Annotated in this window: 24 protein-coding genes, 1 tRNA gene and 1 pseudogene; 13 read left to right on the top strand and 13 right to left on the bottom strand. The window is 63.7% G+C overall.

The genetic code is table 11. The features are described 5' to 3' along the window. Positions 1-2: 2 nt before the first annotated feature. Together metW and B7Y43_RS07345 are read right to left on the bottom strand one after the other, a co-directional pair. The gene (gene metW, locus B7Y43_RS07350; RefSeq protein ID WP_374130978.1) at positions 3-596 is read right to left on the bottom strand and encodes a methionine biosynthesis protein MetW; all 594 of its coding nucleotides are present in this window, start codon (positions 594-596) and stop codon (positions 3-5) included. Next, complete coding sequence (locus B7Y43_RS07345; protein WP_374130977.1) at positions 593-1711, bottom strand: homoserine O-acetyltransferase; 1119 nt, start codon at positions 1709-1711, stop codon at positions 593-595. The genes metW and B7Y43_RS07345 overlap by 4 nt, the downstream gene beginning before the upstream one ends. Before the next feature lie 66 nt (positions 1712-1777). Here B7Y43_RS07345 and hisC point away from each other — a divergent pair, with 66 nt between their 5' ends. From hisC to B7Y43_RS07330, 3 genes are all read left to right on the top strand, one after another. After that, positions 1778-2878 carry a histidinol-phosphate transaminase gene (hisC, locus tag B7Y43_RS07340; protein ID WP_374130976.1) on the top strand — a complete coding sequence of 367 codons (1101 nt, stop codon included), beginning with the start codon at positions 1778-1780 and terminating at the stop codon, positions 2876-2878. Next, complete coding sequence (locus B7Y43_RS07335; protein WP_374130975.1) at positions 2878-3786, top strand: prephenate/arogenate dehydrogenase family protein; 909 nt, start codon at positions 2878-2880, stop codon at positions 3784-3786. Before hisC ends, B7Y43_RS07335 begins: the two co-directional genes overlap by 1 nt. A gap of 165 nt (positions 3787-3951) precedes the next feature. Next, complete coding sequence (locus B7Y43_RS07330) at positions 3952-4230, top strand: DUF6440 family protein (RefSeq protein ID WP_374131092.1); 279 nt, start codon at positions 3952-3954, stop codon at positions 4228-4230. A 41-nt stretch (positions 4231-4271) separates the two neighbouring features. Here the strand turns inward: B7Y43_RS07330 and B7Y43_RS07325 are convergent, their stop codons facing one another. The 4 genes from B7Y43_RS07325 to ftsE are packed head-to-tail and all read right to left on the bottom strand — an operon-like array spanning position 4272 to position 7079. Then, positions 4272-4952 carry a 1-acyl-sn-glycerol-3-phosphate acyltransferase gene (locus tag B7Y43_RS07325; RefSeq protein WP_374131091.1) on the bottom strand — a complete coding sequence of 227 codons (681 nt, stop codon included), beginning with the start codon at positions 4950-4952 and terminating at the stop codon, positions 4272-4274. Beyond that, positions 4952-5488: a YdcF family protein gene (locus B7Y43_RS07320; RefSeq protein ID WP_374130974.1), complete on the bottom strand. Its 537-nt coding sequence runs from the start codon at positions 5486-5488 to the stop codon at positions 4952-4954. The genes B7Y43_RS07325 and B7Y43_RS07320 overlap by 1 nt, the downstream gene beginning before the upstream one ends. Further along, positions 5485-6378 carry an ABC transporter permease gene (locus tag B7Y43_RS07315; RefSeq protein ID WP_374130973.1) on the bottom strand — a complete coding sequence of 298 codons (894 nt, stop codon included), beginning with the start codon at positions 6376-6378 and terminating at the stop codon, positions 5485-5487. Before B7Y43_RS07315 ends, B7Y43_RS07320 begins: the two co-directional genes overlap by 4 nt. Then, on the bottom strand, positions 6375-7079 hold the full coding sequence (gene ftsE, locus B7Y43_RS07310) for a cell division ATP-binding protein FtsE (RefSeq protein WP_374130972.1): 705 nt from the start codon (positions 7077-7079) through the stop codon (positions 6375-6377). The genes B7Y43_RS07315 and ftsE overlap by 4 nt, the downstream gene beginning before the upstream one ends. A gap of 224 nt (positions 7080-7303) precedes the next feature. On the opposite strand from ftsE, the gene B7Y43_RS07305 reads away from it, so the two are divergent. Then, positions 7304-8026, top strand: a complete 723-nt coding sequence (locus B7Y43_RS07305; RefSeq protein WP_374130971.1) for an MJ0042-type zinc finger domain-containing protein — start codon at positions 7304-7306, stop codon at positions 8024-8026. Here B7Y43_RS07305 and B7Y43_RS07300 read toward each other — a convergent pair. Continuing rightward, positions 7998-9356 (bottom strand): MATE family efflux transporter, encoded by a 1359-nt coding sequence (locus tag B7Y43_RS07300; RefSeq protein WP_374130970.1) that lies wholly within the window; start codon positions 9354-9356, stop codon positions 7998-8000. The genes B7Y43_RS07305 and B7Y43_RS07300 overlap by 29 nt on opposite strands. 79 nt (positions 9357-9435) lie before the next feature. Here B7Y43_RS07300 and B7Y43_RS07295 point away from each other — a divergent pair. Then, positions 9436-9522, top strand: a tRNA-Leu gene (locus B7Y43_RS07295). A 405-nt stretch (positions 9523-9927) separates the two neighbouring features. Here B7Y43_RS07295 and B7Y43_RS07290 read toward each other — a convergent pair. The 6 genes and pseudogenes from B7Y43_RS07290 to B7Y43_RS07265 all read right to left on the bottom strand — a co-directional run. After that, positions 9928-10596, bottom strand: a pseudogene (locus tag B7Y43_RS07290) (hypothetical protein); the annotation flags it as partial. Between the two features lie 288 nt (positions 10597-10884). Next, the gene (locus B7Y43_RS07285) at positions 10885-11844 is read right to left on the bottom strand and encodes a hypothetical protein (protein ID WP_374130969.1); all 960 of its coding nucleotides are present in this window, start codon (positions 11842-11844) and stop codon (positions 10885-10887) included. Beyond that, a complete protein-coding gene (locus B7Y43_RS07280; protein ID WP_374130968.1) occupies positions 11841-13010 on the bottom strand; it encodes a DUF819 family protein in 1170 nt (389 codons plus the stop codon). Before B7Y43_RS07280 ends, B7Y43_RS07285 begins: the two co-directional genes overlap by 4 nt. Next, the gene (locus B7Y43_RS07275) at positions 13007-14134 is read right to left on the bottom strand and encodes an FAD-binding oxidoreductase (protein ID WP_374130967.1); all 1128 of its coding nucleotides are present in this window, start codon (positions 14132-14134) and stop codon (positions 13007-13009) included. Before B7Y43_RS07275 ends, B7Y43_RS07280 begins: the two co-directional genes overlap by 4 nt. After that, entirely contained in the window at positions 14134-15129 is a 996-nt protein-coding gene (locus B7Y43_RS07270) for a 4-hydroxyproline epimerase (protein WP_374130966.1), read from the bottom strand. The genes B7Y43_RS07275 and B7Y43_RS07270 overlap by 1 nt, the downstream gene beginning before the upstream one ends. Position 15130: 1 nt before the next feature. Next, the gene (locus tag B7Y43_RS07265) at positions 15131-16036 is read right to left on the bottom strand and encodes a dihydrodipicolinate synthase family protein (protein ID WP_374130965.1); all 906 of its coding nucleotides are present in this window, start codon (positions 16034-16036) and stop codon (positions 15131-15133) included. A 192-nt stretch (positions 16037-16228) separates the two neighbouring features. On the opposite strand from B7Y43_RS07265, the gene B7Y43_RS07260 reads away from it, so the two are divergent. The 8 genes from B7Y43_RS07260 (at position 16229) to B7Y43_RS07225 (ending at position 24422) form a co-directional block, all read left to right on the top strand. Beyond that, positions 16229-17314, top strand: coding sequence for a P1 family peptidase (locus B7Y43_RS07260; protein ID WP_374130964.1), 1086 nt, complete (start codon positions 16229-16231; stop codon positions 17312-17314). A gap of 138 nt (positions 17315-17452) precedes the next feature. Continuing rightward, the gene (locus B7Y43_RS07255; RefSeq protein ID WP_374130963.1) at positions 17453-18463 is read left to right on the top strand and encodes a zinc-binding dehydrogenase; all 1011 of its coding nucleotides are present in this window, start codon (positions 17453-17455) and stop codon (positions 18461-18463) included. Beyond that, positions 18460-19929 carry a class I adenylate-forming enzyme family protein gene (locus B7Y43_RS07250; protein WP_374130962.1) on the top strand — a complete coding sequence of 490 codons (1470 nt, stop codon included), beginning with the start codon at positions 18460-18462 and terminating at the stop codon, positions 19927-19929. Before B7Y43_RS07255 ends, B7Y43_RS07250 begins: the two co-directional genes overlap by 4 nt. A 14-nt stretch (positions 19930-19943) precedes the next feature. After that, a complete protein-coding gene (locus tag B7Y43_RS07245; RefSeq protein ID WP_374130961.1) occupies positions 19944-20351 on the top strand; it encodes a PaaI family thioesterase in 408 nt (135 codons plus the stop codon). Further along, the gene (locus tag B7Y43_RS07240; RefSeq protein ID WP_374130960.1) at positions 20348-21100 is read left to right on the top strand and encodes a VOC family protein; all 753 of its coding nucleotides are present in this window, start codon (positions 20348-20350) and stop codon (positions 21098-21100) included. The genes B7Y43_RS07245 and B7Y43_RS07240 overlap by 4 nt, the downstream gene beginning before the upstream one ends. After that, the gene (locus B7Y43_RS07235) at positions 21097-22086 is read left to right on the top strand and encodes a dipeptidase (RefSeq protein ID WP_374130959.1); all 990 of its coding nucleotides are present in this window, start codon (positions 21097-21099) and stop codon (positions 22084-22086) included. Before B7Y43_RS07240 ends, B7Y43_RS07235 begins: the two co-directional genes overlap by 4 nt. 85 nt (positions 22087-22171) lie before the next feature. Then, entirely contained in the window at positions 22172-23224 is a 1053-nt protein-coding gene (locus B7Y43_RS07230; RefSeq protein ID WP_374130958.1) for a helix-turn-helix transcriptional regulator, read from the top strand. Positions 23225-23384: 160 nt separating this feature from the next. Next, positions 23385-24422, top strand: a complete 1038-nt coding sequence (locus B7Y43_RS07225) for a serine hydrolase domain-containing protein (protein ID WP_374131090.1) — start codon at positions 23385-23387, stop codon at positions 24420-24422. Positions 24423-24425 lie beyond the last annotated feature (3 nt).

Genomic DNA, 24425 nt, shown 5'->3' with positions numbered 1-24425 from the left:
TCTTAACTTGATCGACGGAGCTGGAACACCGCATGTTCGGCAAGAAAATTCGCCGCTGCTGACGTGGTTGCCTTTCCATCCGATAAGAACCACGCGCCTTCCACGGTCACGCCGCGCTCTTTCACAAAGGCGCGAAAATCGTCGATCGTGACATGGTGGATGTTGGGCGTGTCGTACCAGCGCTCGGGCAGCAGCCGCGTCACGGGCATCCGCCCCCCCCAGAGCAAGGACGCCCGCACCCGCCAATGCGCAAAATTCGGAAACGACACGAACGCCTGGCGGCCGATTCGCAGCAGATGATCGAGCACGACATCCGGCGCGCGCGCGGTCTGCAGCGTCTGACTGAGGATGGCATAGTCGAAACTGGCATCCGGATAATCGGCAAGGTCGCGGTCAGCATCGCCCTGCACCACCGATAACCCCCGCGCGACGGCGGCGGCGACATTGCTGGCATCGATTTCAAGCCCGCGCGCATCGACACCCTGGGTATCACGCAGCGCCGCCATTAAATCGCCATCGCCGCACCCGATATCGAGCACACGGGTGCCAGGCGTCACATTGGCCGCGATGATCGCAAGATCGGGGCGCAGCGTCATGCTACTGACCGCAAAAAGCCATCGACCACTCGGTTCAGCTCCGGTGATTCGAGCAGAAAGGCGTCGTGTCCATAGGGGCTCGACAGTTCGACAAAGCTTGCCGCCGCACCGCTGGCGTTAAGCGCATGGACGATGCTGCGCGATTCGGCGGTTGGGTAAAGCCAGTCGGTATCAAAGCTGACGAGGCAGAACCGCGCCGACGCGGCCCGAAACGCACTGGCCAGCATCCCGCCATGTTCCTCGGCCAGATCGAAATAATCCATCGCGCGGGTGATATAGAGATAGCTATTGGCATCGAAGCGATCGACGAAGCTGATTCCCTGGTGTCGCAAATAGCTTTCGACCTGGAAATCAGCGTCAAAGCCGAAGCTCTTGGCCTCCCTCGCCTGTAGGCGCCGCCCGAATTTCTCGGTGAGCCCTGCTTCGGAAAGATAGGTGATGTGCGCCGCCATCCGCGCGACTGCTAGCCCAGCTATGGGCGGTTCGCCGCTGGCATAATAATCGCCCCCTTGCCAGCGCGGATCGGCCATCACCGCCTGCCGACCAACCTCGTGAAAGGCGATATTCTGCGCTGTGTGGCGCGCGGTAGAGGCGATCACCACCGCCGCGCGGACGCGATCAGGGAAGGTCGCGGGCCAGCTGAGCGCCTGCATGCCCCCCATCGACCCGCCCACGACGGCGCGCAAGCACCTGACACCCAGATGATCGAGCAGCATCGCCTGCGCTCGCACCATGTCGCGAATAGTGATAACAGGAAAACTCATCGCCCAGGGCGCGCCGGTTGCCGGATTGATGCTGGCGGGTCCCGACGACCCCAGGCAACTCCCCAGCACATTGGCACAAATCACGAAATATCGGTCGGTATCGATCGGCTTGCCGGGCCCGACCATTTGTAACCACCAGCCCGGCTTGCCGGTGCGCGGATGCACCGAGGCGACATGTTGGTCCATCGTCAGCGCATGACAGATCAGGATCGCATTGCTGCCGTCCGGATCGAGCGTGCCGTATGTTTCATAAGCGATATCCACCGGCGACAGCGCAATGCCACCGTCGAGCTGTAAGGGCCCCGGCAGGGTGATGGAGCGGCTGAGCCCGAAACGTTGGTCGTCCGACATGGTCCGGGCGCTAGGGCCGGGGCGTTCTCCTTGTCAATCCAAGCACCAAGCGGCTATGCGCGGCCCATGTCCGCTCCCGCCCCCAAAGAATGGGTCATGGCCATCGCGCCATATGTCCCCGGCCGCTCCACCGCCGATGATGGGCGTAAGCTCGTCAAGCTCTCCGCGAACGAAAATCCGCTGGGCACTAGCCCGCATGCGCGCGCCGCCTTTGACGCGGCGGACCGCTCGCTTGATCGCTATCCCGATCCGGGCGCGCCGATCCTGCGTGACGCCGTGGCCGCGACCTATGGTCTGGATGCCGATCGAGTCATTTATGGCACCGGATCGGACGATGTCCTGCATCTCGCGGCGGGCGCCTTTGCCGGGCCGGGCGATGAGGTGATCTTCGTCCATTATGGCTTTGCGGTCTACGAAATTGCCGCGCGTCGTGTCGGTGCCACCCCCGTGATCGCGCCGGACAATGATTATGCGACCGATGTCGACGCGATCCTCGCCTGCGTCACCGATCGCACCCGGATCGTCTTCCTTGCCAATCCCAACAACCCAACCGGCACCTTCACCCCGCGCGCGGAAATCGCGCGGCTGCATACGGCCCTCCCCAAAAACGTGCTGCTGGTGATCGATCAGGCCTATGCCGAATATATCGACGCTGAAGAGGATGACGCCGGCCTCGCGCTGGCGATGACCGAGAGCAATGTGCTGATCACCCGCACCTTTTCGAAAATCTATGGCCTTGCCGCTGAGCGGATTGGCTGGGGCTATGGCGCTGCGCCGCTGATCGAAGCGATGCACCGCATCCGCCTGCCCTTTAACGTCACGACGGCGGGCCAGCTGGCGGCGGTCGCGGCGCTCGGTGATACCGATTTCGTTGCGTCGGCGCGGGCGCATAATGCCAAGTGGCGCGCCTGGCTGGCGGATGAAGTCGCCTCAATGGGCAATCTTGGCCTGCGTGCGGTGCCCTCCAAGGCGAATTTCCTGCTGGTGTTGTTCGAAGGCACAGTCACCGCCGAGACTGCCTATAAAGGGCTGATGGAGCGCGGCTATATCGTCCGCTGGCTGCCGGGGCAGGGCCTGCCGCACGGGTTGCGCATGACGATCGGCACCGAGGCGGAGACGCGCGGGCTCGCCGCCGCACTGCGCGATATCCTCGAGCCTGCGGGCTGATGCTCCCCTTTGCGCGCATTACGATCATCGGGCTCGGGCTGATCGGCTCGTCAATCGCCCATGCGGTTCGCGCGAACATGCCGACGGTGCGGCTGACCGGGCATGATGCCGATCCCGATGTGCGGCGCGTGGCCGATCGGCTGCAGCTGTGCGACGATATTGCTGATACAGCGGGCGCGGCGGTGATTGATGCCGATCTCGTCATCCTGTGCGTCCCGATAGGGGCGATGGCCGCCGTGGCAGAGGCGATCCGCGCCGATCTCCCCGCTGACGCGATCGTCAGCGATGTCGGCAGCTGCAAGGAAGAGGTCGCACGGGTGCTGGTCGAGGGGCTGCCCAGCGCGATCATCGTCCCCGCGCATCCGGTGGCGGGTACCGAGCGATCGGGCCCGGAAGCCGGGTTTGCGACGCTGTTCCAGGGGCGCTGGTGTATCGTTACGCCAATCGAGGGCATGGCTGAGGCGGCGACCGAGCGGGTCAGCGAATTCTGGCGGCGCCTAGGCGCGAACATTGAGCTGATGGCGCCCGATCATCACGACCGTGTGCTCGCAGTCACCAGCCATTTGCCGCATCTTATTGCCTATACCATCGTCGGCACCGCTTCGGACCTCGAAGAAGTGACTCAGTCCGAAGTGATCAAATATTCGGCCGGCGGCTTTCGCGATTTCACCCGCATCGCTGCCTCCGATCCGACCATGTGGCGCGATGTCTTCCTGTCGAACCGCGAAGCCGTGCTCGATATGCTCCAACGTTTCTCGGAGGATCTCTCCCAGCTCCAGCGCGCGATCCGCTGGGGCAAGGGCGATGAGCTATTCGATCTGTTCACCCGCACCCGCGCGGTGCGGCGGAGCATCATTGAACAGGGGCAAGACGATGCCGCGCCTGATTTCGGGCGGGCGCACGAATAGGGTGGGGGTCTGAATGGTGGAAGGCCGACAGCCATCAATGGTCGGGCGACCATAGCCGCTGTTGCGAGCCAATTTGATTCCGACCATCAAGCACGATTCCCGCAGGGCGCACTGCCCTTGACTAACCGTGAGGCTTTCCTACCCTTGGTCGCTCCCTTTTGGCAGATGGACCCTTCAAAAATGACGCGAGCGGCATTGGCGTTTTGTCTCTTTGGTTCCGCTCTCCTCGCTGGGTGCGATAAATTGAGCGCGTCGTTGGAGACCGCGCCGATCAAAGCAACCACCGTTGAGGGCAAGGTTCGCAGCCGAAGGGCGGGCGGCGAGGAGATTCGCGTTTGGCGCGATCCGGAAACCGGATGCCAGTATTTGTTATGGGAGCGTCGGCAGAGGGGCAGCATGACGCCACGACTGACGCCCGACGGCCGGCCCATGTGCAAGCCGTAGTCGGCGGCGGAACAGGTAAGGGCGACAGCCGACCCTATCCTTTAATCCAGTACGTTGATCGCCGCGTGCACCCGTGCCTCGATCTCCTCGCGCGGCAGTTTTGCCGGAATCCGCTCACCAAAGCGGAAGGTGACGACGCCGGGGCGCTTGGCGCCTTGCCTTGGCCAGACATCGCCCGAATTGATCGCAATTGGCACCACGGGAAGCCCCAGCACCCGGTAAAGCCCGGCAAAGCCTGATCGCAGCGGTGGTTTCTCGCCCGCCGCTACCCGCGTCCCTTCGGGAAAGATGATGACTGACCGGCCCTGGGCGAGCGCTGCCTTGGCCTCGCGCATCATCTGCCGGAGCGCGGCGGCATTGGCGTCACGATCGACGACGATCGCGCCATAATGCTGCACCGCCCAGCCCCAGACCGGGATTGCCGCGAGCTCCCGCTTGATCACAAATACCGGGTTGCCCAGCGTCCGGCACAGCTCCAGCGTTTCGAACATCGCGTGGTGCTTGGCAGCGTAAAAAGTGGGTTCGGGTGACACGCCGCCCTCGTAGCGGGTGGTGATCCCCAGGGTGACCCGCGCGGCAAAGCGATGAAAACGCGACCACAGATGGACATTGGCCATGAACGCGCGGTGGCCAAGCAGCGCGGTAATCGGCGTCGCCGCAACAATCGGCACCGATCCCAGATAGAAAAGCAGCGTGAATGCCCAGGTTCGTATTTGATTGATCACGTGCCGATCCCCAGGCCCAGGGCAACCCGGCGAACCAAATATTTGTGATATTCCGCCAGCAGCAGCAAAAAGCGCGGCGCGCCGGCGACGCCATCGCCCACAACCTCGACCTTGGTGCCGAGCGCGGAGGTGAGTTCGAGGCGGGCGCGGCGAAGATGCCAGTCCGCCGTGACCAACCGAACTGATCGATACCCGTGGCGGCGAACCCAATCGCGCGTTTCTTCGGCATTGGATCGGGTATCGACGGCCTCACGCCCCAGATCGATGCAGCAGGCAAACAGCTTGGGCGATGTGCGATAGGCGATGGCGAGATCAATCGGGCGCACCCCTTGATCGACGCCGGTCACCAGCATTCGCTTGGCCGCGCCGGCTTTCAGCAGCGCAATCCCGCGATCAATCCGTCCCGGGCCGCCGGTCGGCACCACAATCGCATCGGTGTGACGATTATCGAGCGGGCCGGGCAGGGTCAGCATGAACCAGGCAAAGCCAAGCAACCAGGCAATCGCCGTCAGCCCCACTATCTGCCGGATCACAGGAATCGCCTGAGCGCGCCGAGCACCGCGAATCGTGCGGCTACCGTCGCCAGCAGCGCAAACAGGATCGGCAGGCCGACGAGCAGCACCCAATCGCGTTCGGAAAGGGCAATGCCGCTGAGCAAATCCGATCCAAGCCCCGACAATTGGCTGCCGATGATGCTGATCGTCAGCATCGCCAGCGCCGTCCCTGCCACCCCGCCATAGAGCGTATCGAGCGCAATGCGCCGCTGAAACAACCGCGCGACCTGCATATCGGTGGAGCCAAGCATATGCAGCACCTCGATGGTTTCACGGTGCGTGTCGAGCCCGGCGCGCCCGACCAGAATGACGACAGCGGCGGTGGCGCCTGCCATCAGCAGCACTAGCCCCAGCGCCAGCCAAACCATCAGCCGCATGAAATTGCTGACCGGCGACATCCAGCTTTCATGCCGATCAATCCGGGCGGTGGGGGCAATGGCGTGGATGGCGGCCGTCAGCCGGTCGATCGCCGCAGCGCTGCCTGCGCCTAGCTGAACATCGATCATCGCCGGTACCGGCAAATCAGGATCGGTACCGTCTTCGCCCAGCCATGGCCGCAGCAGGGCGGCGAGTTGCGCGCGATCGACGGGATCGGCGCGGGTCACGCCGCGAATCTGGCGGATTGCTGCAAGCGCAGCGCCCGCCTGGCGTTCGCGCACTGCTTCATTGGCTTCGACGATCTGCACCGTCAGTCGCCCGGCCAATTGTCGATCGAGCACGGATGCCGCTGCCAGCGTGCCCAGCCCGAACGCCGCCGCCAGCACGGTCAGAAACAACATGATCGCCATGATCCACATCATCGATCGGGTCCGCCTGCTTTCATCGAGCAGGCGGCGATCGGCGGCGGGGGTGATGATGCGGATCTTCATGATTGGCCGCCGGGCGGATGCCGCAGTGAACCGGTCGGATCAAGCAATCGCCCGCGATCGAGCCGCATCATATGCGCATTGGGGATGCGACCAAGCAGATGGAAATCATGCGTTGCCACCACCACGGTGGTGCCCAGCCGATTGAGGCTGTCAAACAAATGCAGCAGCCGTTCGGCCATATCGGGATCGACATTGCCCGTTGGCTCGTCAGCGACCAGAATTTCGGGGCGGCCAATCACGGCGCGGGCAATCGCCACCCGCTGTTGTTCGCCACCCGATAATGTCGGCGGTTTGGCCTCGACCCGGTCCGACAGGCCAACCCAGGCCAGCATTTCGCGCACTGGCGCCTCGACATCGGCCTCTGGCACGCCCGAAACCCGCAATGGCAGCGCGATATTGTCATAAGCTGAAAGATGCGGCAGCAGCCGGAAATCCTGAAAAACCACCCCGATGCGGCGGCGAAAGCCGGGCAGGCGGCTGCGCGGCAGCGTGCCAGCGTCTTCGCCGAACAGCTTGATCGACCCGCGGCTGGGGCGCTGTGATAAATAGAGCAGCTTCAACAAAGATGTTTTCCCAGCGCCAGAGGCGCCAGTGAGGAAATAAAAGGCGCCGCTCGATAGCGTGAAGCTGACATCGGTGAGCGTTTCCTGCCCCGATCCATAACGCAGCCCGACATTGTCGAAATGAACGATATTCGCCATGGCGGCGCGGTTTCCGCTTTCGATGATTGACCCGATCTGCCGCAGCCATCGCACGCCCCGGCGGGCGGCTCAAGCGCGGTGGACGGGCAACTCGGCGCAAAGCGGGCCGCGCGGCATGTTTCTGCAAAGCTTCTGCTTGCCAGTTTGGCCAGCAACGTGCTTAGAATTCCCACTGGAAAAAGTTGGTGGCCTTGGGTGGCCCTGAAACAACGAAACGTATCGACATGATCTTGGAATGTACCGAATGCCGGACGCGGTATCTGGTCCCCGATGCGGCCATTGGGGCGGATGGTCGTACGGTGCGCTGCGCCAGTTGCAAACATAGCTGGTTTCAGGCGCCAGCCCCGCTCGATCTTGTCACCCGTGCCGAATCTGCAGCTGATTTGCCCCCGTCCGCCCCGGTGCGGGCGCGGCCAGCCGATGGCGCGGCGCCGATTGCGGCAGCGGCTGGCGCGCCGACGAGCGCTGATTTCGATGCTTTTGCGCACCGCCCACCCTTCCGTCCGCGGCGCAATCCGGCGCGACGCCAGACGGTGGCCGCGGTCGCTGCGGGCGTTGCGATGCTGGTTGGAGTGGGGGCGATCCTCTATTCGGGCGCGCCGGGCTTTGCGACGCAAATGGGCCTGACCCAGCCGACCAAGGATGGTCCCCTGGTGATCGAACAATTTCCGATCGACCGGCGCGATCTGCCAACGGGTACTGAGTTATTCGCGGTGAGCGGCCGGATCATCAACAAATCAAACACCCGCCAGGCCGTTCCCGATATTCGCGCTGAGCTGCGCGATGGCGAATCGAGCAATTCGCGGGTGGTGTTCAGTTGGACGATCACCCCCGAACGCCGGATGCTGGCACCCGGTGGATCGATCGAATTCAACAGTGCGCAAACCGATGTGCCCGCCAATTCCAAGCGGCTCGATTTCACTTTTGAACGCGGACCCGTCGGCTGATCGCATAAAAACGGATCGCGTGGAGCAGGGCGGCGGCAACCATCCCGATGCCCGAGGCGAGCACCAACCCAGTGGGCCCCCAACCGCCTTGCATCAGCACCAGGCCAAGCCCGCCGGTGACCAGGAAATAGGCGATGATGCTGTTGATGCCAGCAATGACCTGGTCGCCAAGCGATCGCAGCGCATAGACCAGCACCACCTGAATACCGTCAAATATGATAAACGGCGCCCAGATCACCAGCATCGCCAGCGCGACGTGATGGACGGCAGCGGTCGCCGGGAACAGCGCGACGATCGGTCCGGCGGCCAGCACCAGCAGCAGCGCGATCAGCCCGATCGCGACCGACGCTATCGTCACCGCGATCAGCGTGCGTGGAATCGCGGCGGCTGGCTGCCCTTCACCAACCGCATTGCCGACCCGGACGCCAGCAGCGGACCCCAGCCCAAGCGCGATCGAGAAGATGACATTGTGGATCGAAAAGACGATTTGAAAGCCATGGGCAACGCTGTCCCCAAGCTGCGTCGATAGCGCGATCAACACCGCGAACCCGACCAGTTCGAGTCCCGACGCAATCGCCGGTACGATGCCAAAGCGCAGCAGCCGCCACGCCCCGGCCCCAACGCCGGCCCAGGCGAGCATGGTGAAATCGCGAACACCGCGCGCCGACGCGCGCGGCAAGGTCCACACCGCCAGCAGCATCCCGGCGGCCCCAATGCCATAGGCGATCGCCGTGGCGAGGACCGCGCCGAGTGCCCCGAGCACCGGCAGGCCAAAATGCCCGCCGGATAAGGCCCAGGCCAACACGGCGTTGAAGGGAAGGATCGCCAGGTTGACGACCATCACCCGGCCGGGGCGGCTAATCCCTTCCAGAAAATAGCTGACCGCAATGATGATCATCAGCAGCGGATAGGATAGCCCCAGCACCCGAATAATCCCCGCCGTTTCGGGCACCAGCCGGGGGGCGACCCCCAACCCCAGCAGCAGGGGGGAGGCGAAGCAATAGAGGATCAGGCCAAGCGCACTACCCAGCCCCAATGCCAGGATCAGCCCTTCGCGCAGGACCCGCCCGCTGGCGGCCAGCTCGCCCGCACCATCGGCGCGCGCGGCGAAAACGAGGATCCCTGATGAAAAACCCAGCCCGGCGACAATGGTAATGAAGCTCAGGCTCCGGCTCGCACTCAGGATCGCCACTTGGTCGGTGCTGACCAAACCGACCACCGCGACATCGGTGACATGCAGCAATGTCCAGTTGAGGCTAGTCATCACCACGGGCCAGGCCAACGCCAGCAAGCGGCGCGTTTCCAATGGTAAGCGATCAGCAGGCGTCATGCTGATCGCTCTAAGCGACGCTGACCGCTACCGATAGCCCGCAACAGCCTGTCCGCAGCGCGAGATATGTGTTTCACGTGCGGCCGTGGCGGAACTGGTAGACGCGCAACGTTGAGGTCGTTGTGGGCGAAAGCCCGTGGAAGTTCGAGTCTTCTCGGCCGCACCACTCCCGATCAAGGAAGGGCACTATGGGTGCCCACTGGGTGCTCCCGCCGTCAGCGGCGAGTTCCAACAGCTTGATCGAGCCTGTAATGGTGATCGTGCCCGGCGCGACCACAATCTTTTCGATGAACCGATGCGCATAGCCCTGGCGCATGCAGCTGTCGTCCGAGCGAAGTTTGGCCAGAATTACTTCGCCCAGCCGTTCAACGGCTTCGGAGGTAATCCGTCGGTCGGCGATCGATAGCTGGCGTTCGACCAGCATGATCTCTTGTTCGAGATCGGCACGGCGCTTGCGCTGAAGACGCCTCGGTCGATGAAACCATACCAGTTCTGGATTGCGCCCTCGACGCGGGTGCGCTCGGTGCGAAGCGCCTTCAACGGCAAGGTAGAGCCACCCCTCTGACGTTCAGATATAGGTGATGTCGCCTGCCCATTTGCAGTTGGGCGCGTCAGCGGCAAAGTCTCCGTCCAGCCAGTTTGCCGCAACACCCAGGCGCCAGAAAACTATTGGGGTGGCTGTCGGTCGTCACCTTGTGCTTGCGGGTGCGCACCGGCTTGATCCCGTTGATCCGCATCAATCGGCCCACCCGGCGCTTGCCGACACCGAGCCCTGCTTCCTTGAGCGACCCACTATCTCTTTGGCGTCATGCGAGGACGACTCCTTCGACTGCCCGCAAGGGCGGGCGCTCAGGATAAACTGCGCTGCCAAGGCTCAAGCTATATTGCTCGCGAATATGGGCAAGGACCTTCAGGTCAGTCCGGTCGCGGCGGCTCGTGGGCCGCGCACGCCACGATCGATAGCCGCGAGGGCTGACCCGCATTATCCGGCAAATCGCCTCTACTGGCCACACATGACGCCAGCTCTCCACGAATGCGAACCTCACGGCCGCTGGCTCGCGAAGAACTGCCCAAAACGCTCTGGGCCTTTTTTTAATATATCCCTCTCCTCCTTCAGAACCCGGTTCTCAAGGCGAAGCCGCTCATTCTCAAGGGCTAAATCTGCCTGCGGCGCCGCCACCAGATCACTGGGCCGATATTGCGATATCCACTTTTGCAGCGTCGACTTGCCAACCCCCAAATCAGACGCAATCCGCTAACGCGGCAAACCACTGGTCAGCGCAATCCGCACCGCCTCCCGCCTGAACTCTTCTGTATGCTTGATCATCTCGCAGGTTTCCTTGAACGAGCATTATGTCCTCAAGCAACCGGCGCAAAACCGGTACAAGTCCACTTCTCTCTTTCCTTGATAAAGGTCTCCGGCGGCGCGTCGGTCATTGAGCTACTGTCTGCGAAAACTTTGATTCTTCCCAGAACGACACCGCAATCGGGCAAGCGCATCTGTCCGATGATCGAGTTCAGCTTCCTTTTACTCGAGAACAAACCCGAGCTCGGTCAACCTTCGTTCGATTGCCGGGCGCATCGCGGCATACGCCGCGGCCTGCGCGTCGACAGGGTTACTCGGTACTTCGTCCATCGGGGAAACCAGAGGGCGGCTGGCATCGGGCAGCATGTGAAAGGGCGGCACCGGCACGGGCTCTGCCGGTGCCTCGGGCAATTGATTGGCGCGGTCGAAACGAGCAATGAACTGCTCGACCGGCTCGTCAAAAACGGCGGCGAATGCCGCACGCCAGTCAATGCGTGCAGTTCGGCAGAAGTCGATCAACGCTTGGTCACCAATGTGCCTTGCCAGCTCCGCCACAGCTTGCGCTGAAAGGTCATAGGCGCGGTCGCCGGGCACGCGAGCGGCATAGGCCCCGAGCGATAGCAAAGGCGGCCCGCCGACCGCATAGCGCGTGCGCCAATCCTGAAAATCGGCGTCGGTCGCCAGTTTCGCGTCGATCAACGCGCGCCAGCTAAGGTAAACCGCCATGCCTTCGGTGAACCACCGATATTCGCGCTTGTCGGACGGCAGGCACCCCAACTGCCCCTGAAAATTATGGACGTGTTCGTGCGCCGCCAGCGCGATCGCATCGATCGGTTTCGTCTTTAGTCGCGCCCATGTCGGGCTGCCGACCCAGACGCACAATTTCGTCGCGGTCGCATTGCCGGTCGCTTTCGAATCGGGCTGGCATTGCTCGGGCGTGCGCAAGCGGATTTCGATCGGCTGGCGGAGCACCACGCCCAATCGCTTGCGGAAATATCGTGCCGTTGCGCGCATGCCGGTTGTCGCCAGATCGACGTCCTGCTGGGTTGCGGCGGGGTCGACCGAGATCGCTCCGCGAATGCCTGGCAATTGGCGCAACGCTGCAACGTCCGGCCGAGGCGACGGTGCGGTCGCGCAGCCGCCAAGCACCAGTGCGAGCAATAACCCAAAAAGTCGCATCATCCGATCACTCGCAGCAGATTGGCGAGCGCCAGCGAGACGAACGTTGCCGTCGCATAACCGAGGATCCCGGTCAGCACCGCAGGCGTCACCAGCGCGGTCGCGCCGACGGTTTCGGCATAGGCAGCGGCGGTGGCCGGCCCGCCGACGGTCGCGTTGGATGCCAGCAGCAGTTCGACCAGCGGCAGGCGCAACAGCCACCCGGCGACCAGCAGAAACGCCAGATGCAGTATGACGATGAGCGCGATGAACCAGGTCAGCGGCCCTGCCTGCGCGATCAGCACCGATGCATCGGCTGTCGATCCCATGAAGGCAAAATAGATCATCAGGATATACATTGCGATCGAGGTTTCTCCGCGAATTCTTGCCAGCGGCGCAGGGGCGATATTGGCCAGAGCCAGCGCCACTGCGGTGATGGTCAGCAAGGCATATTCGGAATGTCCGATCGCGGTGCTGAAACGTGCCCCCACCGCCGCTATCGCCGCCGCCAGCGCCAACGTCACGACGAGCCCAAGCGGCCCCGCCTCCGCGCTGGCGTCGGCTGGTTGCTTGTCCGGTGTTGCATCCGGTGGGGGGGCATCCTGTCCCGGCATGTCCAGGACGCGCGACGGGCCGAACCGGCGAAGGATCCAGGGCTGGCGCGGCAGCCATTGCAGAATGACGAGATAGGGCACGAACAGCACGACAAAGGCCGCACTGCCGATCGCAAAGCCCGTCGCCGACAGATTTTCCGCGCGACTTACGGCGACATAATTGACGCTGCCGCCCAGCAGGCCGGCCGCATTGGTGGCGGCAAAGGCCGGTCCCTCTGGGCCAAGCGGCACCAGCAGAAAGGCGATTAAAGTCGCTGCGACCGTCGCCAGTGTGGCGAGGACAAAGGGCAGCAATAACGAATCGATCCCGCGAACAACCTGCCGAAGATTGGCTTTGAACAGGAGCAGCGGCAGCGCGAGCGGTACGATGAACTTGATGGCCACATCGTGGACCGGGCCGCCTGTGGGCAGCACGCCGATGTTGGACAAGAGCATCGCAAACAGCAGCACCGTCATCGGCGCCGGGAGATAATGGCCGAACCGGCTTCGCTCGAGCAGCTGGCACAGCGCGATCAGCGACATCATCGCGGCGAGCAGCCCCAGTACATCGTTGGGGGCAATCAGTGGCAGACTCATGCGAACCTCGCGGGCGAAAGCGCCGCGCGCAACGCTGCGGTGACCGGGAAGCGGGAATCGGTTTCGCCCGCCACGATGCTGGCGACGATCGCGCCTATCGCCGGCGAGGTCTGCACGCCGAAGCCACCAAGCCCCGCCGCCCAGCAGAAATTTGGCGCTGCGCTATCCCAGCCGATAACCGGCGCGCGATCCGGCGCGAAGGTGCGCAACCCTGCCCAGCTACGGACGATGCGCGTCACATCAATCTCTGCAATGCCCTGCAGCCGATCGATGGCGAGCGCGACGTCCAAATCCTCTGGCCAGGCGTCGTGCGCGTCGCAGGGGCGCTCATCGCCGAGCGATACCATCAGTCGACCGCCCTCTGGCTTGAAATAGCAATCCTCCCGTACGGTGATGACGAAAGGCCAATTGCTGGCATCGACGCCGACGGGCGGATCGACCGTGACCGCCGTGCGGAGGGCCGGTTGCAAGGGTACGGCCGTCGCACCGGCAAGGTTACCGATAGCCCCGGCCCAGCCGCCCGCCGCATTGACGATCGTCCCCGCCCGAAGCGAGCCCTGCTGCGTCGATACCGTCCAGGCCTCGCCGTCCCAGTCAAGCGCCTCCACCCGGCTGCCGCATACAAATTTACCGCTGCGCCGCGCCGAGCGGACATAAGCCTGCAGCAATCCGTCGACATCGATATCGAAGCTGCCCGGCTCCCATAGGGCGCGCGCCACCGCGTCAGGCCGCAGCATCGGGCAAAGCGCCCGAGCGGCAACCCCGTCGATCATCTCGAAGGCATGGGCGACATCGCCGAAGCTGGCGGCCTGCGCGTCGAGTTCGGCGACATGGGCGGCATCGGCGATGACGAGCTGGCCGCGTGGGCTGAGCAACGGATGCGGCGCGAGCCCCGCTTGCTCGGCGACCAGATAGGCCCGCGACAGCCCGGTCAGCGCTTGCGTTGGACCCCCTTCATAGGCCTGCACCAGCACGGCAGCGGATCGCCCGGTGGAATGATAGCCCGGCTGATCCTCCATCTCCAGCACGGTCACATGCCGGTGCGCGCCGAGGAAATGGGCGACCGCAAACCCCACGATGCCGCCGCCGATGATCGCCACGTCGGTATCGAGAGAGTCCGCCATCAAATGACCTGGAATCCGGCCCAGAAGGGATCGCTGCGATCGACCCAGATGTGGTTGTACCCGGTCATGTGCGCCTGCCCCTCGATCGAGGGCATGATCGCTTCGACATCGCCAATCATGGTCGCCGCTTCGACGCGCCCGGTGAAGCGACTGCCGATGTAACTTTCGTGGACAAAGCGCTCGCCGACCGCGAGGTGCCCGCGCGCGGCGAGCTGCGCCATTCGTGCCGAGGTGCCGGTGCCGCACGGGCTGCGGTCGATCGCCTTGTCGCCGTAGAACACCGCATTGCGCGCATCTACGCCGTCGCCCTTGGGCGTGTCGGCCCACAGCAGATGGCTGACCCCGCGAATCGTGGAATCGACCGGGTGAACCGGTTCGACCTGCGCCCGGATCGCGGCGCGCGCGGCGCGGCTGATCGCGACGATGCGGTCCGCGCCGAGTGAATCGAGCCCCGGATAGCCCGGCTGTGGCTCGATGATCGCGTAGAAATTGCCGCCATAGGCGATGTCGTAGCGGAGCGTGCCGAGTTCGGTTTCCACCTGAAGGTCGCGCATCGCGAGATAGCTCGCAATGTTATGGATGCGGACCGATGTGATCCGCCCTTCAGCCTCGACATAATCGACCGCGATCTGCCCGGCGGGCACGTCGAGCACCAGCCGACCTGGCGTCCGCGGCGTGATCAGCCCATTTTCTAGCGCGAAGGTGACGATGCCGATCGTGCCGTGGCCGCACATCGGCAGGCATCCGCTCGTCTCGATGAACAGCACGCCAGCGTCCGCTTCCGCCGAACAGGGGGGATAGAGGAACCCGCCTGACATCATGTCGTGCCCGCGCGGCTCGAACATCAGGCTTCGGCGGATCCAGTCGTGATGCGCCAGGAAATCGGCGCGGCGCGCGCTCATCGTGTCGCCGCGAAGCAATGGCGCGCCGCCGTGGAGCAGGCGAACGGGATTGCCCGCCGTATGGCCGTCGATGCAGGAAAACAGGTGCCGCATCTCAGCTAATCATAGGGCGCGTGGCGACGGCTCGTTCTACCATCGCGGTTACGGTGTCGCGGCGCGCGCCAGCAAGCGGCAGGCGCGGCGGGCGGACCCGCTCCGATCCGCGCCCCATGATCTTCTCGGCCAGCTTGATCGATTGCACCAGATCGTGATCGGCATCGAGATGCAGCAACGGCATGAACCAGCGATAAATCGCTAATGCCGTCGCCAAGTCGCCGCGCGCGACGGCGGCGACCAGCGCGACTGATTCTGCCGGGAAGGCATTGGTCAGCCCCGACACCCAGCCGGTTGCCCCCAGCAGCAGGCCTTCCAGCGCAACATCGTCGAGCCCAGCCAGAAGATGATAGCGATCGCCCAGCGCATTGTGCAGATCGGTGAAGCGGCGGGTGTCGGGTGCCGATTCCTTGATCGCAACGATGTTGGGCACGTCGGCCAGCGCCTCGAGCGTCTCGATGCCGATGTTGACGCGGTACGCTGGCGGATTGTTGTAAAGCATGATCGGCAGTGCAGTTGATCCAGCGACCGTGCGGAAATGCGACAGCAATTCGGCGGGTTGCGGCACATAGACCATCGCGGGCAGCACCATCAGCCCGTCGGCACCAATCGCTTCGGCATCACGCGCGAAGGCGGCGGCGGCGGGCGTCGTCATTTCTGACACGCCGACGATCACCGGAACGCGCCCCGCCACAACTTCCACGGCCGCAGCCAGCACCTGGCGCTTTTCGTCGCCGAGCAGCGAGTTATTCTCGCCGACCGTGCCCATAACGATCAGCCCGTGCACCCCATCGCGGATCAGCGCGTCGAGCACGCCCTGTGTCGCAGACAGATCGATGGCGTAATCGGCGGCGAACTGCGTCGTCGCTGCGGGAAAGACGCCGGTCCAGTCAGGTGTTTTTCCCACTGCATCCCCTTTGGCCGTCGCAACTGACGGCGTTCGAACAATATCCTGTTTGCCCCTGCGAGTGTTGCACCAACTGACCGAGCTGCGAAGCCGTCCCAGCATTGATTGGGGACGAAAGCGTGTTGGGGCGAGAAAGCTATGCTTGCGGGAAGTCGCTGCCTGGCGGACGACAGGATCTAAGGAGAAGTCGCGATGAACGATGGGCCATTCAGAATACGCGATATCGGGATCAATCCCGGCGTGATTGCGCCAGGGCCACTCAATGCGATCACTGATGTTATCGGCGTATGCGTTGGACACGCCACCCGGATCGAAGGTGAATCGACGCGGACCGGCGTTACCGCGATCCTGCCGCATTCGGGCAATCTTTTCGCCGAGCGCGTTCCTGCCGGGCTGGCCGTGGGCAATGGCCATGGCAAGCTGGCGGGCGGGACGCAGCTGGTGGAACTCGGCGAGATCGAAACGCCGATCGTGCTGGTAAATACGCTCGCGGTTGGACGGGCAGTCGAAGCGGTAATCGACTGGACGCTGGCACAACCGGGTAACGAGTACATCCGCTCGGTCAACGCCGTTGTCGCCGAAACCAATGACGGCATGCTGAACGACATTCGCCAACGTGGCCTTGTTGCCGCGGACGTGACGGCAGCGATCGAGGGCGCAACCGGTGGCCCTGTGCCCGAAGGATCGGTTGGCGCGGGTACCGGCACCGTGGCATTCGACTGGAAAGGGGGCATCGGCACCAGTTCGCGTGCGCTGCCTCCGTCGCTCGGCGGGTGGACAGTGGGTGCGCTCGTGCAGGCCAATCACGGCGGTGTTTTGCAGATCGACGGTCGGCCAATCGGCAAGGCGCTCGGCCGCTATCACCTGAAAGACGCCATCGACACCGGCAGCGCGGACGGATCGATCGTCGTTATCGTTGCTACTGACGCGCCGCTATCGGATCGCAACCTGACGCGGCTGGCGCGCCGTGCGATGTTCGGCGTTGCGCGCACCGGATCGACCTTCGCCAACGGATCGGGGGACTATGCGATTGCCTTTTCGACTCATTCGGGGGTGCGGCGCACGGATGCGACGAGATCCGGTGTCTCCAATTTCGAAGAGCTTGGGAACGACGCCATTTCGCCGCTGTTCGCCGCTGCGATAGAGGCGACCGAGGAAGCCGTTTACAACGCGCTGATCGCGGCCACACCCATCGAAAGTCTGGACGTGCTGCGTGCGGCGATGGTGCGCGTTGATCCACTAACGGTTGCCGAGATCGATCGAGCAGGAGGCAGCTGACCGGCCGACGCCTTGGTCCTGTGCCAATACTATGCCGCCGTGCGGGATAACGAATGCGGCGACATGCCAGTTATTGTCGGCATCGAGCATTCGGCGATGCTTGTTGCCTTGCCGCCGGGAAGCACCGAAGGAGAGCATGTGAGAGCGGTTCTGACGATTGGGCATGGCGGGCGAGATATGCTGCGCCTGATCGATGATTATCGTGATCCTGTCGCAGCGCCGGGCGAGGTGATCGTCGCCGTCGGCGCCACCGCGCTCAATTTTCATGACATTTTCACGCGGCGCGGCATGCCGGGCATCAGCATTCCTCTGCCGGTGATTGTTGGATCGGATATTGCCGGGACGATCGTGTCCGTCGGGGGCGATGCCGCCGATTGGAAAGTGGGCGACCGGGTGTTGATCGATCCCGTCTATGTCGAAAATGGCCGAGGCGGCATGCTGGGTGAAACCAAGGATGGTGGCCGGGCCGATTACATCGCAGTGCCGCACAGCCAGCTTGTTTCGATTCCCGATGCCGTCAGCATCGAGGCCGCCGCCGCGCTGCCGCTCGCTTATGGCACCGCCTATCGGATGCTGGTCACGCGCGGTCGCGTGGCCGCGGGCGAGAAATTGCTGGTGCTGGGCGCGAGCGGCGGCGTGGGTGCTGCCTGCGTGCAGATTGGCAAGGCACTCGGCGCCGAGGTGATCGCGTGCGCTAGTACCGACGCCAAACTCGCGCGGCTGTCGGGAGCAGGGGCCGACCACCTGATCAACTACGCGAGCGAAAATTTCGCGGCGGGCGTGAAGGAACGCTTCGGTAAGCCGCGGTCGACCGGCGGGGGCGGGGTCGATGTCGCGGTGAACTTTACCGGCGGCGATACGATGCTCGATACCCAGCGATCGGTGACCAAGGGGGGGCGCATTCTTACCTGCGGGGCGACGGCGGGCTATGACCTTGCGGTCGACGCGCGGTACTGGTGGACTTATGAGCATGACATGATCGGATCGAACGGCTGGGGCCGCGATGATCTGGTGGTGCTGATGGACTGGATTGCCGCTGGTCGGTTCGATCCGCTGATCGACAAGGTGCTGCCGCTCGAGGACGCGGCAGAGGCCGAACGCATGCTTGAGGACCGCGAGGTCGTCGGCAAGATCTTGCTGCGCCCATGATCGATAATCTGGCGGAACTCGTCCGGCCATGCGGCCTGCCTGGCAAGACGGCTTATGTTGATCTGGCGGAGCCTTCCGCCCGCCAGTGGTCCGCTGCTGGTTTTGACGGCGCGATTGATTCGATCGCGACCGGTCTGGCCGCGCTCGATCTGCCGCCAGCGTCGCGGATCGGGCTGCTCGGGGGGAATGGCGCGGGCACCCTGCAGACCTATTTCGCGATCATGCGCGCGGGGCATGTGGTGGTGCCGCTCAACTATCGGCTGCCCGCAGCGACGATCGATTTCATTGCAAAGGACGCCGATCTGGCGCTGATTTTTGCCGATGAGGAGAGGCATCCGCTGGTGCCTGCGAGCATTGTCGGGCGGATGATCGTACCGGGTGCAGAGGAGGGTGTATTCGACAGTGCCGCGCCCGCGCCGGGCCAGCCAGCGAAGATCATTTATACGTCGGGATCGACGGGGCGCCCCAAGGGCGTGGTGCTGTCGCATGCGGGCCAGGTCTGGGCGATCCGACACGGGCTTTCCCCGGCCGCTGCGGACGACTGCATGATCGTCGCCGCGCCGCTCTATCACAAGAACGGCCTGTATAATTCGACGATGGCACTGGCGCAGGGCGTGCGGATGGTCTCGCTGCCGCGCTTCGAGGCACGCGCATATCTGCAGGCGATTGCCGCGTGGCGCGCAACGACGCTAACGGGCGTCCCGACGATGTTCGCGCTGATGGAACGCGAAAGCGATCTGCTTGCCACGCTCGACCTGACGTCGGTGCGCCGCGTCAGCATCGGGTCCGCGCCGCTCAGCGATCTGCTGGCACGGCGGATCACGGCGATGTTCCCGCAGGCCGAATTGAGCAACGGATACGGCACGACCGAAGCCGGGCCGATCGTGTTCGGGCCGCATCCCCAGGGCCTTTCGCGCCCGCTGACGTCGCTTGGGGTGCCCGCGACGGGCGTCGAATGGCGGATCGCGGGTGGCGATATGGAGGGCGTGCTGAAGCTGCGCACGCCCGCAGTCATGTCAGAGTATCTTAACCAGCCAGCGCTCACCGCCGACAAGCTTAACGATGACTGGTACGATACCGGCGACATCGTCAGGCGCGACGCGGACGGCTTCTTCCACTTCGTCGGGCGGGCAGACGACATGTTCGTGTGCGGCGGGGAGAATGTGTTCCCCGCAGAAGTTGAAACCCTGCTAGAAAGTCATCCGGACGTAGCGCAGGCGGCCGTCGTGCCCGCGCCCGATTTCATCAAGGGGCAAATCCCGGTCGCGTTCGTCGTCCCGCGCGCCGGCACGCATCCCGATGGCGCGACGCTCAAGCGCTTCGCCCTGGAAAATGGCCCGGCCTATAGCCACCCGCGCGCCTTCGTGCTGCGGGACGCACTGCCACTGGCAAGCACGCACAAGATCGATCGCCAGATGCTGATGGCCGAAGCCGTGGTTGTCGCCGCCGCGCTCGATCGCGATTGATCAGGAGATCTGCCATGCCGATGTCGATTGATGATCTTGCCCGCGAACTGGCGACCACGGTGTTGCACCGCGAGCTTGGGCTCGAAGTGATTGCGGTCGATGAGGCGTCGCTGACGATGCGCATGCCGATCGGTCGCTTGAGCGAGCGGTTGCCCGATACCGGCCAATATCATGGCGGCGCGATTGCCACGCTGATCGATGTGGCGGGCGACATGTTGTTGATGGCAGCGCTGGGCCACGGCGTGCCGACGATCAATTTTCGCGTTGATTTCCTGCGTCCGGCGACTGGCGCGGCACTGACCGCAGTCGCCGAAAGCCGCCGCACGGGCAAGACGGTCGCGGTGGTCGATATCGATGTGTTCGATTCCGAGCACCGGCTGGTGGCGACCGGGCGTGGCTGTTATTCGAGCAAGGCAGGATGAGCGTAGCGCCCTCCGCCGGTCGGATCATCGACCACGTCGTGATTCTGGTCGCCGATCTTGATGCGGCGCGCGACGCGATGGCAGCGCTCGGCTTCACCGTGCTGCCGCGCGGCGGGCATCCGATCTTTGGCACCGCCAACCACACGATCATGTTCGACGACAGCTATATCGAACTGCTTTCGATTGCGGCGCCAGGCACCGTCAACCAATATCAGCAGGACTACATTGCGGCAGGCGGTGGCCTGTTGGGACTGTCCTTGGCTACGCCAGATGCCGATGAGACGGCGGCCCGACTCGCGCGTCAGGGCATCGATGCGATCGCGCCGATGGATTTCGAGCGGCCCGTGGAGACGCCTGCGGGCAGACTAAGCGCGCAATTCCGGACGCTGCATCTCAGCGCTCCACTCGGGTTTGCGGGCTATGGCTTCTTCTGTGCGCACCTTACGCCAGAGGTCGTCTGGCTGCCCGATCGACCGGCGCATCCGAATGGCGCAACCACAATATCAGGTGTGACGATGAGGGCATTGCCGATCCTGCCGCGACACGCGCTTGCCGAGGTCGCCGAGCCGGGCGCGACCGGGCCGATGCCGCTGATCGGCGACCGTCCGATCCTGGCGATCAATGTTGCGCGCGTGCCAGATCATCATGACGCTCGGGCGGCTGGCTTCTCGTTCAGCCAGGGTGCGCGCGGTATCGCGCTGCACCACCCGGCGCTGGGGGAGGTCGAACTGGTGCTTGTGCTGTCGTGACGACCGTGATCGGCGAGATCGTCTGGGACGCGCATGCCTGCCTGCCGGTGGAGGCAGGGATCACGTTTGACAATATTGGTCAGCATCGCCGGGCCGGGTTCGATTTCGTCTCTGTAAATGTCGGTATGGACCCGACAGGCTTGCCCGCGATCATGCGCGCGATTGCTTGGTTCCGGGCTTGCATTGCACGTGCGCCGGATCGCTATGGGCTGGTCGGCACGATGGCCGAGATCGCGCAGGCCAAAGCGCGGGGCGCACTAGCAATCGCCTTCGACCTGGAAGGTGCGGACTGCCTCTTCGAACGCCCCGAAATGGTGCAATTGTTCGCCGATCTTGGCGTTCGGCAAATGCATTTGGCGTATAATCTCAACAACCGAGTCGCCGGGGGGTGCCATGATGTGCCGATGCGCCTCACTTCGGCCGGGCACGATATCGTTCGTGCGATGAACCGAGCCGGGATTGTCGTCGATTGCAGCCATACCGGGCGGCTGTGCAGTTTCGACGTGATGGCGGCCTCCGAACGCCCCGTCGTGTTCAGCCACGCCAACGCCGCCGCGCTGCACGAAACCGCGCGCAACGTAACCGATGATCAGATCAAGGCCTGCGCCGCGACCGGCGGCGTTATCGGCATTTGCGGCTATGCCCCGTTTCTGGGGCGTGCGCGGGCGAGCATCGTCGATATGGTCTCCCATATCGATCATGTTGCGCAACTCGTCGGGGTCGATCATGTCGGCCTCGGCTGGGATCATTGCTATCCTCCCGAAGGCGTTCCGGTAGCGAGCGATCCTGGGTTGGCGGCCCGCTATTTCCCCGATGCCACGCTCGGCGACCACGGGCATACCGTTATCCAGGACACCAGCGTGCCGATCGAGGCGCAGTCCGCGATCGATCTGTTGCTATCGGCCAAGGGATATGGCCGCAGTGATATCATCAAGGTGAAGGGCGGAAATTTTGCCCGTGTTGCGGCCGCATGCTGGCCTGTTTAGGGAGCCAGCTTGAACAGCGACCCGTTTTCATGACAGATTGCCTCAACATCGATCGGGCGTGCTGCCCCGTCGCCAACGAGGAATGATGACCCAGCCGGCACCCAGTCATAACTTCGACAGCGCGGGTACCGAATTGCCTGCCGCCGACCGTGCGCTTGTCGGCGAATCCTACGACGTATTGCGCGCCCAGCTGCGCGATCGTGAAGCGGCCATGGCAGCGAGCGGCAGCGATGGGTTGATCGGCGTGCGTAGCCCGGTCCGCGAGGGAAAAGGCCATTGGGACTATGTTAAGGTATCAGAGCATCTGATCTTGTCGCTGGTCGATGCGGTCTATGATCGCGACACCTGGATCGTCGTGCCGGGGGACCGATTGTTCAAGGTGCGCATTCTGATTTCTGGGACGCTGCTGAAACGCGACGGATCAACACTGATCGACGGTGCCGGCGCGTACCTTGCCGCGTATCCCGGCGCGGCGGGCGATGGGTATACGGCGGTCGGGGGGCAGCGGCTGCGGCTGGTCGTTTTGCACTGCGATCATGCCTTGCTGACCGAAGAGCTCGGGCTGGGCGTCGCTTCGATCCCCGATCCGCTGTCCCGGTTGTTCGGTGATGGGCCCGACAATCCGGTCGGCGCCAATGTGCGGCTCGGTGCGGAGGTGCTGCGCGCTGCTAACGATATCATCCGCACGCCTGCGCATTATCCGCGCGCGTTGCGGCGTGCCTATATCGCCGCGCGCAGCCATGAGATTGTGCTTGCGGTGCTGAAGCAGTTGAGCGTGCCGGATTTTGTCATCCCCGATGGCATCAAGCTGACGATGCGTGACATTAGCCGGATCTATGAAGCGCGCGATATCCTGTCCGATGCCTTTGTCGCGCCGCCCTCCATCGAGCGACTGGCGCGGCTGGTGGGACTCAACCAGACCAAACTCAAATCGGCGTTCAAGCTGGTGTTCGGCTTGACCGCCTATGAATTCGTCCGCCAATGCCGGATGGAAACTGCCGCCGAACTGCTGCTGACCAGCGACCGCAGCATCGCCGAGATCGCGTACGGCGTTGGATTCGAATATCCGGCGAACTTTACCCACGCCTATCAGCGTTTCTATGGTCAGCTGCCCAGCGACGCGCGCTTGCGTCGCTGAGCCCCTGGTCGCGGTTGTGCGGCGCGGCGGCAGGACAATTCCGTCCGCCCGATGCATCGGGCAGCGGTTGCCCCCCGCCCCACAGCGCATAAGCTGGCAAGCCTGATGGGAGGCCGACTTGTTCAGAGCATTGCTCGCGCTGCTTCTTGTAACCATTGCGGTGCCGTCGATAGCGGCCAAACCGGCGCACTCTTGTGGCGACCTTCCCATAGCCCGGAACGCTGCCACGCTCGGTTGGAACGCCGCAGGTCTGCAACGCGCCCGCGACGAAGCTCGAAAAGGCGGCGCGGCGGCATTCATGGTGGTGACCGGCGGCAAGGTGGTGATCGCCGATGGCGCGCTTGCAAAGCCGATGCTGATCGCCTCAGTCCGCAAAAGCATCATGAGCGCGCTGATCGGCCAGGCCATTGCCGAGGGCAAGTTGGCGCGGACCGATCCGATCGCCAAATTCGGCATCAACGAGGATAGTCCGCTCTCCGATGCGGAACGATCCGCCACGGTGCGCGATCTGCTGATGGCACGGTCAGGCGTGTATCTGCCGACTGCGGCCGAGACGGCAGCGATGCGTGCCAACCGGCCCGCGCGTGGCAGCCATGCGCCGGGCAGCTTCTGGTTTTACAACAACTGGGATTTCAACGTCCTTGGCAATCTTTATGAGCGGGCAACCGCAAAGGGCGATTTCATCGCGTTTCAACGTCGGATCGCCGAACCAATCTGCATGCAGGACTTCGACGCTTACGAAAACACCTGGTATTCGTACAATCAAGGCGCGCCACGCTTTCCGGCCTATCACATGGCACTGTCACCGCGTGATCTGATGCGCTTCGGCATGCTTTACCTGCAAAAGGGTCGGTGGGCAGGCCAGCAGGTCGTGCCTGAAGCATGGGTCGCCGAAACCACCCAGCCGCTGTCGATGACCGAAGCTGGCGTGCCGGTGCACGGCGCTTATGGTTACCTCTGGTGGATTACCACACCCGATCCGTCGGGAATCGCGCCCGCCATTCCGCCGGGCAGTTTCACCGCATCGGGCAGCGGTGGGCAGGAGATGACGGTGATCCCGGCGCTCGACACCGTCATCCTGGTGCGCGCCGACACAACGCCCGACCAGAAGGGCGCGTCGATTTTCAAAAGCGCGGCGGAGTGGCAAAAATTCTTGCAACTGACGCTCGCCGCGCGTCTGCCTGCCAAAGGAAATTGAACG

This window comes from Sphingomonas sp. 28-62-20 (assembly GCF_002281505.1).
The sequence above is the reverse complement of the archived record's forward strand: the minus strand, read 5'-3'. Positions and strand labels throughout refer to the sequence as shown.

What these genes read in the sequence shown, in the direction of transcription:
- B7Y43_RS07285 (WP_374130969.1), bottom strand. Translation starts at nt 11,844, where the DNA reads ATGATGCGACTTTTTGGGTTATTGCTCGCACTGGTGCTTGGCGGCTGC.
- B7Y43_RS07250 (WP_374130962.1), top strand. Translation starts at nt 18,460, where the DNA reads ATGATCGATAATCTGGCGGAACTCGTCCGGCCATGCGGCCTGCCTGGC.
- hisC (WP_374130976.1), top strand. Translation starts at nt 1,778, where the DNA reads ATGTCCGCTCCCGCCCCCAAAGAATGGGTCATGGCCATCGCGCCATAT.
- B7Y43_RS07300 (WP_374130970.1), bottom strand. Translation starts at nt 9,356, where the DNA reads ATGACGCCTGCTGATCGCTTACCATTGGAAACGCGCCGCTTGCTGGCG.
- B7Y43_RS07280 (WP_374130968.1), bottom strand. Translation starts at nt 13,010, where the DNA reads ATGAGTCTGCCACTGATTGCCCCCAACGATGTACTGGGGCTGCTCGCC.
- B7Y43_RS07260 (WP_374130964.1), top strand. Translation starts at nt 16,229, where the DNA reads ATGAACGATGGGCCATTCAGAATACGCGATATCGGGATCAATCCCGGC.
- B7Y43_RS07230 (WP_374130958.1), top strand. Translation starts at nt 22,172, where the DNA reads ATGACCCAGCCGGCACCCAGTCATAACTTCGACAGCGCGGGTACCGAA.
- metW (WP_374130978.1), bottom strand. Translation starts at nt 596, where the DNA reads ATGACGCTGCGCCCCGATCTTGCGATCATCGCGGCCAATGTGACGCCT.
- B7Y43_RS07245 (WP_374130961.1), top strand. Translation starts at nt 19,944, where the DNA reads ATGCCGATGTCGATTGATGATCTTGCCCGCGAACTGGCGACCACGGTG.
- B7Y43_RS07270 (WP_374130966.1), bottom strand. Translation starts at nt 15,129, where the DNA reads ATGCGGCACCTGTTTTCCTGCATCGACGGCCATACGGCGGGCAATCCC.
- B7Y43_RS07345 (WP_374130977.1), bottom strand. Translation starts at nt 1,711, where the DNA reads ATGTCGGACGACCAACGTTTCGGGCTCAGCCGCTCCATCACCCTGCCG.
- B7Y43_RS07275 (WP_374130967.1), bottom strand. Translation starts at nt 14,134, where the DNA reads ATGGCGGACTCTCTCGATACCGACGTGGCGATCATCGGCGGCGGCATC.
- B7Y43_RS07315 (WP_374130973.1), bottom strand. Translation starts at nt 6,378, where the DNA reads ATGAAGATCCGCATCATCACCCCCGCCGCCGATCGCCGCCTGCTCGAT.
- ftsE (WP_374130972.1), bottom strand. Translation starts at nt 7,079, where the DNA reads ATGGCGAATATCGTTCATTTCGACAATGTCGGGCTGCGTTATGGATCG.
- B7Y43_RS07240 (WP_374130960.1), top strand. Translation starts at nt 20,348, where the DNA reads ATGAGCGTAGCGCCCTCCGCCGGTCGGATCATCGACCACGTCGTGATT.
- B7Y43_RS07335 (WP_374130975.1), top strand. Translation starts at nt 2,878, where the DNA reads ATGCTCCCCTTTGCGCGCATTACGATCATCGGGCTCGGGCTGATCGGC.
- B7Y43_RS07330 (WP_374131092.1), top strand. Translation starts at nt 3,952, where the DNA reads ATGGACCCTTCAAAAATGACGCGAGCGGCATTGGCGTTTTGTCTCTTT.
- B7Y43_RS07305 (WP_374130971.1), top strand. Translation starts at nt 7,304, where the DNA reads ATGATCTTGGAATGTACCGAATGCCGGACGCGGTATCTGGTCCCCGAT.